This is a genomic window from Spirosoma sp. 48-14, from assembly GCF_001898575.1.
Lineage (GTDB): Bacteria > Bacteroidota > Bacteroidia > Cytophagales > Spirosomataceae > Spirosoma.
In genome coordinates this window covers 21,691-36,389 of sequence record NZ_MKUD01000039.1, presented here as the reverse complement: position 1 = coordinate 36,389, position 14,699 = coordinate 21,691, and the positions used below count along the sequence as shown (strand labels likewise).

The following is a 14,699-nucleotide window of genomic DNA, read 5'->3' as shown; positions in this document are numbered from 1 at the left end:
TATGCGAACTACCGGACAACGTATTGGTCTCACCGCATTCCTGATTGGATTTGCGCTGTTTGTGGCTATCCTTCCCCTCAGTCGATACGTACTGACGGATAAGGTGTTGAGCGAAACAATCCAGAAAGAACAGTTGGCGGATGTCCGTATGGCAACGGCTTCCATGCAGGGCAAGGTGTATGCGTCGTCGTTCAGTTTTGTTGGGGATTATCGGGCTGCTATCGCCCAGCTCAATGAAGGCTTCAAACGCCGTAACGAGACCAATCGGCTTGTCCAGGATTACGCCTTTCCGGTTACGAAGGCCGCCAGCACTGGTTTTTTTCCGGATAATAGCGGCCTTTTCTTCTGGCTGATTTTGCTACTGTGCATGGGTGGAGCCTTACTGTACATCTTGCCAGAACAGCGGGCGTTACCCGGTATAAAAAACAATGACATCTACCATGATCCGGCTACGAACCGGGGCTGGATTGGCGTTGTCGTGTGTGGCTTTCTGATTGGATTCTACATCCTCCTCTATTTCTTCCCGGAGTACATGACCAACTGGGTGCTGCTGTTCGATCCGCTGAGCCAGCTGCTGAACGGTGGCCCTGCCAGCCAATGGTTCGTGTATGGTACGTTGTACACCCTGGTGATACTGGTAATGGGTGTGCGGATGTTGATTAAATATCGACACAGCCGTTACCAACAGTTCCGTACGCTTTCGGTGATGTTTTTCCAGACGGTCTTTGCGTTTCTGGTTCCCGAACTGCTGGCTTTTTTTCATCAGCCCGCGCAGGATTTAAAAAACATGTGGCCACTGGACTATAGTTTTTATTTTGATTACCGAATCGACGAAAAAATCAAGGCCGGTACGTTTGGTATCTTTCTGCTCGTCTGGGGAACGGCTCTCTGGGTATTGGGCGTACCGATACTGACCTATTTTTTCGGCAAACGGTGGTACTGCTCGTGGGTATGTGGCTGCGGAGGACTGGCCGAAACCCTGGGTGATCCCTACCGACAACTATCTGACAAACGATTGGGGGTCTGGAAACTGGAACGGATCGTCGTGCATTCGGTACTCGTCTTCGCCGTTGTGATGACGGCAATGGTACTCTACACATACTGGAGTGGACAGCCTTCGGTGTTTGGGTTTCTGGATTCCTACGGCATCCGCTCGGCTTATGGGTCCGCCATTGGGGCTGTTTTTGCCGGGGTACTGGGCACCGGGTTCTATCCCGTTTTCGGAAGCCGGGTCTGGTGTCGATTTGGCTGTCCATTGGCCGCTTATTTGGGACTGGTTCAGCGGTTTAAATCCCGGTTCCGTATCACGACAAATGGCGGTCAATGCATTTCGTGCGGCAACTGCTCGACCTACTGCGAAATGGGTATCGATGTGCGCTGGTACGCGCAACGAGGCCAGGATATTGTACGTTCGTCCTGTGTGGGCTGTGGTATTTGTTCGGCTGTTTGCCCACGGGGTGTTTTGAATCTGGAAAACGATTCGACCACCAGCCGACGTACCGATCCCGGTCCAATAGTACTGGGAAACAACAGTTTTCGCATTCAATAATGAACGTAAATCGCTTTCGAAACTGGCTTACTGGCCTTATCGTATTAATGGGATTATCGTGGACTGGTTACGGACAAACTACGCCTGTCGATACGGCCCATACGAAACAATATGCGATTGAAGTGGCTGGAATTAAAGTCGGTACGATGACCGCTAACCGGCAGCAACGCGATAAGCAAAGCGTGGTGTATACGCTGATTAGTGATGTGAAAGTCAATTTTCTGGTTTACAAAGTCAAAATCTACTACAAAGTCGTTAGCCTGGTTCAACAGGGGAAATTGATTCGATCAACCGTTGACGCCCACACCAATAAGGGCAATTTCTCTTCCCGAACGGAGTGGAAAGGCGATCATTACGAGATAACGGCTGATCAGTATAAATACACGCACAAGGGCACTGAAACCCGGCTTATCGATTATACGGTAACCGATATGTTCTTCTCGGAGCCAACGAACCGAAACCGGGCGTATTCGGAGTATTTCGGCGATTACTTTACCCTGACTTCACCCATAAAAGGTACGTATCAGGCAACGTTGAATGACCGGGAAGACGAATACCACTACGAGAACGGGCAGTTGGTGAAAATTATCAAGAAAAACCCGCTGAAAAACTTCATTATCCGTCCCATAAGGAAATGAAGACTAAGATGCTAGGACAAAATCACGGGTAGTTTTGCCTTTTCGTTCAAAATCCGTCACTTACTACTAAATTCCATGCAGCACGAACGGAGCGATTTGCCATACAGACCAACGTGGCGGGCACCACTTAGGCAATAATCTTAAAGTAGTAGCAAAGGAGATTAAAGTCATATAGATCGAGGTCAACTGATTCAAGGCGAATCAGTTCCATTGGAGGCAGCCCTGGTGAAATTTAAAAAGTTGGCAAAAGATCTATCCCTAGCTAAAGGGTGCATCAAAAATTCCGCTGACGAATTGAGTATCACACGGGACGTAGTACCTTCGGAACACTCCGGTACAATCGTTTCAGGTAGTGTCCAGTTAAAGATAGCCAGTCCAGTATTCTTTATCTACTTTTCTTGTTGTTATGGGCAGAAAAGGAACGACTAGTTTTAGCCGTTCCTTTGGGAATGCCTAAAATTAACCATTCCCAGTTATCCCGTAATTTTCAATGACTGGATCAATTCATTAGCTATCTCTAGATGATAGGTTAATACAATAGGGCTTCCTTCGAAATTTCCTGAAGTTTCTGCTTTCAAAAGGCTTTCCGTTTCTTTTTCTTCAAAGCCCACAGGCTTCATGGTAGCCTTGTATCGCTCGTTCGAATCGGCGATCCAATGTTTTATTTCTGTTCTTCCATTGTGCGTTTTTCCTTCATCAAAAACAATGGCTGTTTCAGAGAAACAATTGGCATACCCAACGCTATCAAAGCGGTTTTGCGTTTCGACTAAATCGGTTAGTACTTTCGGTAAGTTCATTCTTTTTCTTTGTTAGGTTGTTAAATAGTGGGTACAGTTCCACCGTCAATGACATATTCTGTCCCTGTGAGGTAACTTGCTCTTGGAGAAACCAAAAAGCCGACAAATTCTGCAACTTCTCCGGGTTCTGCCGGTCTTCCGAAGGGTATTCCCCCCAATGCATCCATGACACGTTGTTGCGCTTCTTCTACCGTACTATTCGCGTTTCTTGCAATTTCGCCCAGCCAGGCTCCTGATGCCGTTGTATTGATCCATCCCGGCGAAACAGTCAGCACCCGAACACCCTTGGGGGAAACTTCATTGGATAAACTTTTACTGTAGTTTCTCAATCCGGCTTTGGCCGCTGCATACGGCAAAGTTGAATCGTAAAGCGGCAATATGCCCTGGATCGAAGCAATGTGAATGATGACACCACTTTTTTGCTCGATCATCTTTGGCAGAAATCCTCTGTCCAGTCGGACAGCAGCCAGTAGATTAGCCTGTAGCGTTGATTCCCAATCGTCATCCGATAATGCGACAAAACCCCCAGCAGGCGTAGATGATCCACCGAGGTTGTTGACCAGGATATCTAGCCTCCCATAAGTTAATAGCACCTCGCTGATTACTTTTTGTGATCCTTCTGCCTTACTTAAATCGGAGGGAATGAAATGGAACTGGCTGTTTTCTTTTTCCGGTGCGTTTCTTGCCGTAATAATAACCGTTGCTCCAGCCTGTAAAAGCCTTTCTGCAATGGCTCTTCCGGCTCCTTTTGTCCCTCCTGTTACCAAGGCAATCTTGCCTGATAACTCATTGTTGAAATTAAACTGGTCCATTGTATTGCCCTACTTTTGATAATTAACTATAGGGCAAAAGTGGCGTATAAAAGAAGTGGGGACAAGTACGGTATTACGATTCATATAGGGATAAATTTATCCCCTATTGTACCAACTGGGACATACGTATAATTTTGTTTTATGTATGAGAGAAAAACAACACCAAACTTAAATTGTGGACTTGACCTGATCGGTGAAGTCCTTTACGGCAAATGGAAAATCCGTTTGCTGTGGTTTATCCATGTCGGTCATAAACGCCCAAGCGAACTGCAACGCAAAATCCCCGATGCTTCCCGCCGGGTTTTGAATATGCAGTTGAACGAGTTGGAAGAACACGAACTGGTTACGAGAAAAATTTATCCCGTTTTACCGCCAAAAGTAGAATACAGCCTTACCGAATTTGGTAAGACGTTAATCCCCGTGATTGCCGCACTAGGGCAATGGGGTGATGAACACGAAGACCGTTTGCGGAATGTGATTTTAAAACAAGCTGTACGTTCTGATTTGGCCGTACCCCTACTTAGTTAAACTGTTTATCAACGGTAACCTACCAAAGCGCAAAATTTTAAGCTATATAGTCGTTTATTACTTGTTTCAAGAAACGCCTGTTTCTCCGAGACAGCATGAACAATCTCAACACGCTGTTTATAGAAGTTGGCTGCAATCTCAAATTGCCATCCGCTTCGGCGGTCCGATCACTAATCAACGTAGCATTTTCGTGCTACTGGTTAAGTTAATGATGCATTGTAGCCTGGTGACGGATTTTACGCAGGGCCGCCTGGCGGTAGGCCGCTGCCCCGCGCCGGCGTGCCGGTACGAAACGGAAAAACTGCCTAATCACCCGCTTTTATCGTTCTAATGCAACGTAATGGCGCGGCCCTGTAGCGCCTTCTCGGCGTCTGGCAAAATCTCGCAGTTGTCCCAGATGCCCGTCAAGAGTGTCTGAGCGTAGGATTCTGGGAGTTGATTGGTCATCATCAGTTGATGGGCCGCCAGGTTGTCGTAGGTGAAGGCGTGAAAGCTATACGTAAACAAACCATCCGTGTCGTCGAGCAGCAGGTACCACACGCGGGGCGTCCCGTCATTGGCCGGCATCCCGATGACGCCTGCGTTGAGCCAGTAATGGTCGATACCAGCATCAGACACGTGCTTGTCGGCAAAGGGTAGTCCGGCGTGACCGGCCAGTACTACGTCGGCTCCGGTAGCCGCAAAAGTTTTTTCTTTCACCGACCAGGGCGTCGATGCGAACACAAAATCAGCGATGCCGGTGGCGGCTCCGTGCAATACGTTTACCGACTTATCCGCGTACCGAAAAGATAGTTGAAGCGGCAACGTACGCAGCCAGTCGACGGATTTCGTCGAAAGCGTCTGAACCGCATACGGAAACCAGGTGCGGGAGAACAGATCACACCGACCGCCTTCCGTGAAGTTACAACCGCAGTCATCATCGCCCCGAATAATATTCTGCTCTACGTTGCCCTGAATGGCCTGAATGCCCCAATTTTTTACGAACTGTACCGACTCCTCAGGCTGGGCGCAGTAGCCGACAATATCGCCCGTACAGATGATGTTGTGAGGGAGAATCTGAAGCTGGTTGGCAATTGTTCTGAGGGATTCCAGCGCCTGTAAATTGGAATAAGGCCCTCCAAACACAAGCAGTTTGCCGCTACGTATACCGAGGTCCTGGTTATCAGAGCGATTCGTATCAGTCATGGCTTTTGGGTTGAAACAAGGCACTGCCTGCGAAAACGAGAAAGCAGAAGGCCGTAGTGATCAGGTTTACGCTAAGCAGCGATCCATACTTACCATCGCCCAGCCGGAGGGATTCGGACAAAGGGAAAAATGTCAGCAAACCACCCAGCAGCAGCCCGCCCACCACCGACAGATGAAACGCCAGGCGCGGCACCCGAACGTTCCAGCACAAAAAAACGGGAGCCAGACCAAGCACCAACGTACCGCTGATGGTTGTAGCTGACAGAATAGCTGGGTCGAAAAAGACGGGAATAGTACCCAACACCGTCAGTACGACCATCGCCCAGCGCCCTCTGGTAACGCTCGGCACAGCGGCCCGGCTCAAGTCGATACTGATGAGTTTGGAGAACGACGCCATGGCCGAGTCGAGCGTCGACGAGGCTGAGGTTACCATAATGAGGTTCATGAGCAGAAGCATCGGCACGCCAAAATACCGCGCTACGGCCACCGGTGCTTCGCCCGTCAGACTATTGAGTTTAGCAAAGATCCCGACGAAGCTGAAAAAGATGATACAGAGCGAGCCAATGACGGCTGCCCAGATATAAGCCCTGCGTGTGGTACGCGTGTCGGAGATAAATCCCCGGTCGGTCAGTACGGGGTCGTGGAAGGGGTAACTGAAACACTGCACCAGCGCCACCAGTAGCAAATCGACCCCCTGATTCAACTCCCAGCGGCCGCTACTGACAAAAGGTTTCAGGCTCCCTCCATAATGCGGTAGAATAAAACCCAGAATCACCGTTAGGAGCACCACAAAGAGCGACAGCTGAATTACGTCGGTCATAATCGAACTACTCATGCCGCCTTTGAGTGTATAGGCCAGTGTGAGCAGTGTAAACACCAGAATGGCCACGTAGTAATCGGTCGAGCCCTGTACTCCGAAGTACGAGCCGATCACGATGGTGTTCGACCAGATTTCGTTGTAGAGCCGGATTATGATCAGGAGTGTAAAGACCACCACCGCACTAGCGCCAAATTTCGATTCCAGAAATTGGTGAATGCTTCGGTATCCGCCCTTGTTACGCATCGATACAATCACAAACCCAGCCACCAGAAACGACAGGTAATAGCCTGCATAGGCCACACCTCCCACCAGTCCGAAACTGTGGCCAAGGTTAGCGGCATTGGTAATCGACTTGGCAAATAACCACGAAATAACCAGGCTACTCGTCAGGAATACGGTGTTGGGCGTTCGCTCATTGCGGGTGCCCCTAAAAAATTCAGGGGCAGTACGAGCCAGGGGCGACACGAGAAATAACGTAATGCTGGAAGCCAGCACCAGCGCCCATTGCAACAGGGTTGTGGTCATGTAGAAATGATTAGCGGGTAGCCCACCAAACGGGAATGTTAATGCTGTTGTTCTGGGTTTTGTCGGCAGCTTTTTTGTACTGAACTGCGTTCAGTGCACTCTCGGTTCCGGGGTAGGGCATTCGAACGGGAATCAGCCCGTTGTTGAGGCTGGCCGAAATAGGTTTCAGTCGCGGGAAACCTGTTCGGCGGTACTCGGTCCAGCCTTCGTAGGCATTGTTGATGTTGCCCAGCCATTTTTGGGTCAAAATCTGCTCGATCGGGTCTTGACCATTCTGCCCATAGGCGACCTTGCTACTGGTCAGGTAATCCGCTGGCAGCGCTGTAAGCCAGTAGGCAAAAGCCTGAGTAACCCCCCGCTCATACCACTCCTTTGCCGAAGCGGACACCAGCCCTCGCGCAGCAGCTTCGGCCAGCCAGAAACTCGTTTCGTGAGCCGTCATGTAATTGGCATTCAGCTTATCCGACTCCTCCCGAAAAATGGTTCCTGTCAGCGAATAGTCGGCTACGGAAATCGACAGCTTCGAGGCATCAGGACCGTTGAGCAAGCCTTTGTAGGTGCCGGGTTTAGCCGCAGTGGGCCGGAAATACACCCCAACACGCGGATCGTTGAGGCTGGTGAGCAGTTCCTGACTGGTCAGCGACATAATAAACAGGTTAAAGTCCCCGATGCGGGCCGTCGACATACGGAAATTGTTAGGCTGCGTGAGTGAGAACCGATACACGGCGTTGTCGGTATTGGCCTTGATGAAGTTGCCCTCTGTCACTACTTTCTGCAACGCGTCCTTTACGTTTACTTTGCCCGAGATGCGCATCAGAGCTTTGATCTTGAGTGAATTGGCAAATAAGATCCACTTGCTGCGGTTGCCATTGTAAAGAATATCACCGTCGAGAGTGGTGGCTCCTTTATAATTGTTGATGGAGGCAATGCCCTTGTCGAGGTTGTCGAGTATACCACCTGCAGCTGTGTAAATGGCTTCCTGCGTGTCGTAAGCGGGTGTTATTACGCCCTCTTTACCCTGCAAAGCCTCGCTATAAGGTACGTCGCCGTAGAGATCCGTGAGGGCAGCCGCCATGTACGCTTTCATGATCAGAGCTGGACCTTCATAAACACCGAACGCTACGTTGGCGCGGGCTTTCTGCAGCAGTATTTCGTTGTCGCGCAGGTTTGTGTAGATGAATGGCCAGGGGTTGCCGCCATACTGCGGTTCGCTGAGGCTGTGCCGGTCAAACAGGTTGAAGTCGATGGCCGTAAAATACTGCCCCAGCAGGTTGCCCGCTACAAAGGCCTCGTAGGACATCTGCTCGCCGTAATCGAATAAAATCTTGCGAAATAGCAGCGACGGCTGCACATCGACCGGCGCGTTTGGGTTGGTGTTGATTTCCTGAAAGTTTTCCGTACAGCCGGGCAGCAGACTGGTTAGCGTAAGTAGCAGGAGAGTACTATATAAAAGCCGTTTCATGATTAGTTGGTTTGAGCCCCATGCCGTGGCCGGACTTAAAAATTTACGCTTAGTTTCACCCCTATGTTACGCGACGAGGGGTAGGTCATGTCCTCGACACCCGTTTGAAGTTGATTTTGCTGGAACGACGTCTGTTCGGGGTCGAAGTGAGGAATGTGCGACAGGGCCATCAGGTTACGGCCCACCAGGGCTATCGTCAGCCGCTGCATATGCAGTTTACGGGCAAGGCCCGCCGTTTCGGGCAGGGTATAGCCGATGCTCATTTCCCGCAGCTTAACATACGAGGCATTGTAGGTGTTATTTTCCTCATTGTTCCGGTCATAGTACATCCGGTAGTAGGTTTCGGCCGGAATGGCGACGGTATTAGGCTGGTAGTTCGGATTATCCGTTGTGCCCGTGTTTACTACGCCTTTAGCTACGATTCCCGCATCAGGACGATTGGCCGTTTCAATCAGTTGCCCCGCTACACCCGCCAGAGCCAGTGTACGCGATACAAGGATGCCACCCTGCCGCCAGTCGAGCAGGAACCCCATGTTCCAGTTCCCAACGCTAAGCTGGTTCGACAGGCCTATCATGAAATCGGGGTTATAGTTACCCAGCTTCTTCAAGGTGTTGTCGGCAATATATTGTCCATTGCTGCCCACTATAAATTCGCCCTGAGCATTACGTAGGTAGCCTGTGCCCCACATATCGCCCATCCGATCGCCCTGCCGTACCTGATACCAGACGGTTTGGTTCACATTGTCGTAGATTCGATTGTATCCAAGTGTTAGTGTACCGGCCTCTTCGGGCAGCGACACTACGTAGGTCCGGTTACGGCTGAAATTCAGGCTGACGTTCCATCGGACGCGGCTTGTCTGAATGGGAGCGGCCGTTACCACAGCTTCAATGCCCTGCGAGCGTACTTCACCGCCATTGATGACCCGTTCGCTGTAGCCGGTTGGGATAGCGATGGGCAACGATAAAATCTGGTTACGAGTGCGGGCATCGTAGTACGTCAGGTCGACGCCGAGTCGATCGTTCAGGAATCGCACATCAGCCCCCACCTCAAACGAGGTGATTGATTCCGGTTTCAGGTTGGTATTGGCAATTGTACTCTGTGCGCTAAAGGCGGGTTGCGAAAATACCGGATTGCGGGCATTGTATACGCCCGTCGTCTGGTAAGGACTGGTATCGTTGCCGACATTGGCCACGCTGGCTCGTACTTTGGCAAACGACACAACCGCAGGCAGTTGAAACTGATTGGACAGCACCCAGCTTGTTGATACCGACGGATAAAAGAAGGAGGTATTTGCCGTCGAAGTTGGCGTAGCTAGTGAACTAGACCAGTCGTTTCGGCCCGTTATGTCCATAAATAGTACGTCCTTGTAACTCAGCTTAGCCAGCGCATACAGGCTGTTGATACGCTTTCGGGCGCTCTGCTGGTAGGCCTCCACTGGAGAGGCTGCGTTGGTGAGCTTAAATACACCCGGCTGCGCCAGCGTCAGCGCCTGAAACTGATCGAACGATGCCAGTTGATCCATGCGGTTGCCCCCCGCTGACAAATCGAGCGAGAGCGCACCCAGGCTACGGGTGTAATTCAGCAAAAAGTCAGTGTTAATTTCCCGAAAAAAAACAGCGTTTTCGGCATAGGCACCATTCTTGAAACGGTTGCTGCTGAATGCCCTGCGAAACTGACGGTTTTCGCTAGAATAATCCATACCGCTACGTACCATCAGCGTCAGGTTGGTAGCCAGCTCGCCCGTCACAGCAAGATTGCCAATGAGCCGGTCGCGGTTGAACGAGTTACGGTTTTCGTAGAGCGTGAAATACGGATTGTCGAAGTAGGTGTAGTTATACGAAAACTGCTGGATACCCTCCAGCCCAGGTTGCCAGTACTGCTTCATCGGGTTCACATCGGTTTGTCGGCCCAGCCAGGCACTTAAGGCGTAGTTGATGTTTTCTGAACCGTATTTGGTAGCTGGGCGATTGTCGCTCCCGGTATTGATATAATTGAGCGAAGAGCTGAATTTCAGCCGTTTGATGGGCTCAAACTGAAGCCGGGCCGCCAGTGTTTTTCGTTTCAGATCGACACCCGGAATAGTTGACTGACTATTCAGATCGGTGTATGATAATCGATAACTGCCCTTGTCGTAGCTACCGGAAATAGCCAGGTTGTTTATGGCAGTGTGACCTGTTTCGTAGAAATTTTTGAGGTTATCAGGGTGCGATACAAAGGGCGTTGGGGTGATGGGTAAGCCACTATATACCCGTGTGTCGGCTCCGCGCACCACCCGGCCATCGGGCAGATTCACGGGACTATCGTACTGCTGAATCAGCAGTCCCGCGTCAAGTTTAGGACCATAGCTGTACGATATATTATCGTTGATACCCCCACCTAACCCGTTAACATACTTGAAGGCTCCACTGTTACCCTGCCCATAAAGATTTTGGAAGCGAGGCAGTTGAAACGGCCGCTCGGTATAAAACGTACTGTTGAAACTCACGCCAATACCTTTCTGTGATGATCCATCTTTAGTCGTAATCAGGATAACTCCGTTAGACGCTCGGGTGCCGTAGAGGGCGGCTGCACCAGGCCCTTTCAGTACCGATACCGCTGCTACGTCGTCAGGATTGATTTCCATTGCACCGTTACCAAAATCGATTTCCTGAAACCCGTTGGCATCGTCATCGACCCGGTTCACTACCGTAGCGTTATTAATAACTATACCATCGACCACAAAAAGAGGATTGTTGTTGGTGAACGACGATTCGCCCCGAATGGTAATACGCGACGATGCTCCAACACCTGTTGATCCGCCCGTAACCATCACCCCCGCCACCTTACCCGATAAATTGTCGAGAAAATTGGGGGCTTTTACGTCGCTAACCTGCCGACCATCAACTTTCTGAATAGCATAACCCAGACTTCGGGCGTTGCGCTCCAGCCCAAGAGCCGTGACAACTACTTCATTAAGGGAAACCCCCGCAACTAGTTCAATAGCCAAACTGGTTTGCCCCGTGTAAGTAACTTCCTGCGTCTGGTAGCCAAGGTAAGAAAATGTCAGGACGTCGGCTGGTTGTAGGTTGGAGAGGGTAAACGTGCCCAAAGAACTGGTGAGCGTGCCAGCCTGCGTGCGTTTTACCTGTACAGTGGCACCTACAATTGGTTGATGCAATGCTTGGTCAACAACCTGTCCGGTAAGTTTCTGGGCAGACGCAATAACTGAGAATAAGGGAATAAAGGCAATGAGTAGTAATAACCGCATAGAACGGGAATTAAAGTAGAAATTAACTATTAAGCATATACGAGGTAATAAGAGAGGTGGATGTTTTAGCAAATGAATTAATCAATGATCAGCGAAACCCAGAGCCGGTTTACACCTGATGAAGAAGCTTTATTTGACAATATTGAAGCTGCTACATGTGTATTTCGGAGATAGTGACCAGGCGATTCCGTAGCAAATTGACCACCTAGTTGACTCGCAATCGACCCGCGAAAAGAGGCTGTAGAAGCGGTGGTAAAACTACGGTTATTTTCCCTTTATTGATAACTGATTTCTACGTGCGGTTTCCGTTTCCGGCGCATGGATTCGCCGGTCAACTCCAGCCGATGCGCATCATGTACCAGCCGATCCAGGATCGCATCGGCAATGGTTTTTTCCCCAATCACTTCATGCCATTTGCTGACCGTTAGTTGAGAGGTGATAATGGTCGAACTCTTGCCATGCCGATCTTCGATGATTTCCATTAACGCAGCCCGACTCTGGGCATCAAACGGTTGAAGTCCGAAGTCGTCCAGAATCAGTAGTTGTTGACGCTCGATTCGAGTTAACTCTTTCAAATACGATCCATCGGCTTTGGCCATTTTTAGCCGAGCAAATAGTTTAGGCGTACTGGCATACAGGACCCGATAGCCCAGAATGCAGGCTTGATGACCTAACGCCGATGCGATATAGCTTTTGCCAATGCCGGTACTACCCGTAACCAGCAACGTTTCATTGCGTTTGATGAAGTTGCAGTCGGCTAACCGTAACAATTGATTGCGGTCCAGATTCCGTTCCGTTTGGTAAGAGAGTTCCTCAATAGAGGCTTTATAGCGGAAACGGGCATTGACAATCTGGCGTTCGATCCGCCGATTCTGTCGATCATCCCATTCAGCTTCAATCAGATAGGCGATCATCTCATCAATCGTATACCCGATGGGCTGGCCACTTTCCAGACTAGTTTTGAAGGCCTGGAACATGCCAAACATCTTCATTTTACGCATTTTCTCTAAGCTATTGTTGTTCATTGGGGCATTGATTTAGGGTTATTGATAGTAGTTCTCTCCACGGATGTTCTCGTGAGTAGGCATGGTAGGTTGTTCAGCTAGAAGTTCGTCTTCATCATAGTTATCCATTCCCTTTTCCAAGATGGCCTGGATGGTTTTGTAGTTGTAGAGGCCGAAGCCTAACGCCCGCCGACAGGCGTTGGTGAGCCGCTCTTTGCCTACTTTACTGGCCAGACTCAGGATGCCCATACAGGAGCGATAGGCCTGTTCAGGGTGCTGACGACGTTCCATCACTTTGAGGATGTAGAGCCGCACATCCTCGTGGATATCAGCCGCCCAGTCGACAAAACGCTCGGGCGACCAATCCGTTACGAAGCGATGAGTAGCGGCCAGATGTTCTTTGTCGGTGGTGTAACTGTAGGGACGATATTGCCGTCGATGTAGGGCCACGCGTTGATAGCGGACAAAAATCTCCACCGTAGAGCTGGAATAAAGCAGTTTGACCTTTCGGCCAACGTAGCGATAGGGTACACTATAATAGTGCTTATCAGCCCCTAAACACACATGCCCATTTTTCATCACTGTGGCATGGGATTGCTTTTTGAACTCGTAGCGTAGCAGGGGTAAAGGTGCGAGTGCTTCGCGTTCAACTTCGTCAAATTGAAGCCGACGACTATAGTTACGCCCTTTCATGGGTCGGCTATTATGTTGCTCTAAGAGAGCTAGTATAGCCTCATTGAGCTCGGGTAATGAGTGAAAGCGCTGTTTTCGTAGCGGTGCATAGATCCGATTATAGACAATCTTGACCGCCCCTTCGACCAGGGCTTTATCCCGTGGTCGATAAGCTCGGGTGGGTAAAATAGTAGTGCCGTAGTGATCGGCAAAGTCGGCAAACGTCTCATTGAGCGTCGGTTCAAAACGACTGCTTTTGGTGACGGCCGCTTTGAGATTGTCGGGAACGATGGCGGCTGGTACACCCCCACAATAGTGCAGCGCGTTTTCGCAAGCCGCAATGAAATCTTCTTTTTGCTGACTCATTACCGCTTGCACATAGGTCAGTTGACTAGCGCCTAGAATGGCGATGAAGACTTCAACGGGCTTTTCTTCCCCCGTTGTTAAATCGACTAGACTCAACTTAACACCCGCGAAATCGACAAACAGTTTGTCGCCTGCTTTATGATCCAGATGCATCACGGGTTGTACCCGAGCCTTCCATTAGTTATAGTAAAAACAGAACTGGGTGTAGTGAAAGCCATCGGAATGGTCATTGCGGTAGGCTTCCCACAACATGAGTCGAGTGACTCCCTTTCGTTTGAGTTCTTTATCGACCTGAGGAAGATACTCTTGCAGAATAGTCAAGCGTGGATCAGGCTTGGGTTCTGGGGTCTTGCCGAATAAGTCTTCCAGATCCTTATCTGTTAGGGTACGGATATCCGCATAGGTAAGTCCACTAGCGGCCAGGGCGGTCAAATAGCGCTTGACAGTGTTCCGGGAAACACCAATTTGGGTGGCGATGGAGAGTTTGCTACGTCCCTGGCTAAATAGCCGAAAGATGTGTCGAATCTTGCTCATGCTGATTGTCGAGTTAGCCATACAGGTTTGGAAGTTGGTAGTTCATCTTCCAAAAGTATGGGTACTTCTACAGCCAGCTTTTCATCAAGACGAGGTGGTCAGTTTAGGCCGAAATCACCTGGTCAATTAGTCGCGGAATCGAGTGGTCAGTTTGTAGCGAAATCAGATGGTCTCTATCTCCGAAATCTCCACATATCCTCCTTATCCTCTTAGAGCTAATGAAACCAGCCACCGGAAACCCTTATGATTGTGACGATGTAGACCTGCTTCGGCAGTGGATTATTGAACTGCAGGAAGTAGCGACGCTCTTACGGGAAATGGTCCACTGTAGCCGCAAGCAGATCGAAGCTGAGGAGCAGATAACCAGTCTAAACGAACGTAAAGCAACGGCGCTGGAAGAAACGGTGATGCTGCTTAAACAGCGTATCAGTCAGTACGAGATCGCTTTTTCGACTGAGCATTACAACCATGTCAGACGGTTGAATTAAGGCTGTAATATGCTGAGTATAGACAAGAACGCTGGCTCCAGGTGAGCCAGCGTTTTTTGTTGGTTTGGGAT

12 protein-coding genes and 1 pseudogene are annotated in these 14,699 nt (G+C 49.9%); 4 read left to right on the top strand and 9 right to left on the bottom strand.

What is annotated here, in order from left to right:
- Position 1: 1 nt before the first annotated feature.
- Together BGO59_RS19890 and BGO59_RS19885 are read left to right on the top strand one after the other, a co-directional pair.
- On the top strand, positions 2-1,549 hold the full coding sequence (locus tag BGO59_RS19890) for a 4Fe-4S dicluster domain-containing protein (RefSeq protein ID WP_293686004.1): 1,548 nt from the start codon (positions 2-4) through the stop codon (positions 1,547-1,549).
- Positions 1,549-2,187: a DUF6134 family protein gene (locus BGO59_RS19885; RefSeq protein ID WP_293686002.1), complete on the top strand. Its 639-nt coding sequence runs from the start codon at positions 1,549-1,551 to the stop codon at positions 2,185-2,187. The genes BGO59_RS19890 and BGO59_RS19885 overlap by 1 nt, the downstream gene beginning before the upstream one ends.
- Before the next feature lie 473 nt (positions 2,188-2,660).
- On the opposite strand, the gene BGO59_RS19880 is transcribed toward BGO59_RS19885, so the two are convergent.
- Positions 2,661-2,984: a nuclear transport factor 2 family protein gene (locus BGO59_RS19880; protein WP_293686000.1), complete on the bottom strand. Its 324-nt coding sequence runs from the start codon at positions 2,982-2,984 to the stop codon at positions 2,661-2,663.
- Positions 2,985-3,004: 20 nt separating this feature from the next.
- The gene (locus BGO59_RS19875; protein ID WP_293685998.1) at positions 3,005-3,796 is read right to left on the bottom strand and encodes an SDR family oxidoreductase; all 792 of its coding nucleotides are present in this window, start codon (positions 3,794-3,796) and stop codon (positions 3,005-3,007) included.
- Positions 3,797-3,937: 141 nt separating this feature from the next.
- Between BGO59_RS19875 and BGO59_RS19870 the strand changes: the two genes are divergently transcribed.
- Positions 3,938-4,324, top strand: coding sequence for a helix-turn-helix domain-containing protein (locus tag BGO59_RS19870; RefSeq protein WP_293685996.1), 387 nt, complete (start codon positions 3,938-3,940; stop codon positions 4,322-4,324).
- Positions 4,325-4,651: 327 nt separating this feature from the next.
- On the opposite strand, the gene BGO59_RS19865 is transcribed toward BGO59_RS19870, so the two are convergent.
- The 7 genes and pseudogenes from BGO59_RS19865 to BGO59_RS19835 form a co-directional block, all read right to left on the bottom strand.
- Positions 4,652-5,509, bottom strand: a complete 858-nt coding sequence (locus tag BGO59_RS19865; protein WP_293685994.1) for a metallophosphoesterase family protein — start codon at positions 5,507-5,509, stop codon at positions 4,652-4,654.
- Positions 5,502-6,854, bottom strand: coding sequence for a sodium:solute symporter (locus tag BGO59_RS19860; RefSeq protein ID WP_293685992.1), 1,353 nt, complete (start codon positions 6,852-6,854; stop codon positions 5,502-5,504). The genes BGO59_RS19865 and BGO59_RS19860 overlap by 8 nt, the downstream gene beginning before the upstream one ends.
- 10 nt (positions 6,855-6,864) lie before the next feature.
- Positions 6,865-8,316 carry a SusD/RagB family nutrient-binding outer membrane lipoprotein gene (locus BGO59_RS19855; RefSeq protein ID WP_293685990.1) on the bottom strand — a complete coding sequence of 484 codons (1,452 nt, stop codon included), beginning with the start codon at positions 8,314-8,316 and terminating at the stop codon, positions 6,865-6,867.
- A 35-nt stretch (positions 8,317-8,351) separates the two neighbouring features.
- Positions 8,352-11,564, bottom strand: coding sequence for a SusC/RagA family TonB-linked outer membrane protein (locus tag BGO59_RS19850; RefSeq protein WP_293685988.1), 3,213 nt, complete (start codon positions 11,562-11,564; stop codon positions 8,352-8,354).
- Positions 11,565-11,839: 275 nt separating this feature from the next.
- On the bottom strand, positions 11,840-12,589 hold the full coding sequence (gene istB, locus BGO59_RS19845; protein WP_293685986.1) for an IS21-like element helper ATPase IstB: 750 nt from the start codon (positions 12,587-12,589) through the stop codon (positions 11,840-11,842).
- 18 nt (positions 12,590-12,607) lie between these two features.
- A pseudogene (istA, locus tag BGO59_RS19840) lies at positions 12,608-13,771 on the bottom strand (IS21 family transposase); the annotation flags it as partial.
- A 12-nt stretch (positions 13,772-13,783) separates the two neighbouring features.
- Positions 13,784-14,161, bottom strand: a complete 378-nt coding sequence (locus BGO59_RS19835) for a helix-turn-helix domain-containing protein (RefSeq protein WP_293685984.1) — start codon at positions 14,159-14,161, stop codon at positions 13,784-13,786.
- A gap of 197 nt (positions 14,162-14,358) precedes the next feature.
- Here BGO59_RS19835 and BGO59_RS19830 point away from each other — a divergent pair, with 197 nt between their 5' ends.
- Positions 14,359-14,628, top strand: a complete 270-nt coding sequence (locus BGO59_RS19830) for a hypothetical protein (RefSeq protein WP_293685982.1) — start codon at positions 14,359-14,361, stop codon at positions 14,626-14,628.
- Positions 14,629-14,699 lie beyond the last annotated feature (71 nt).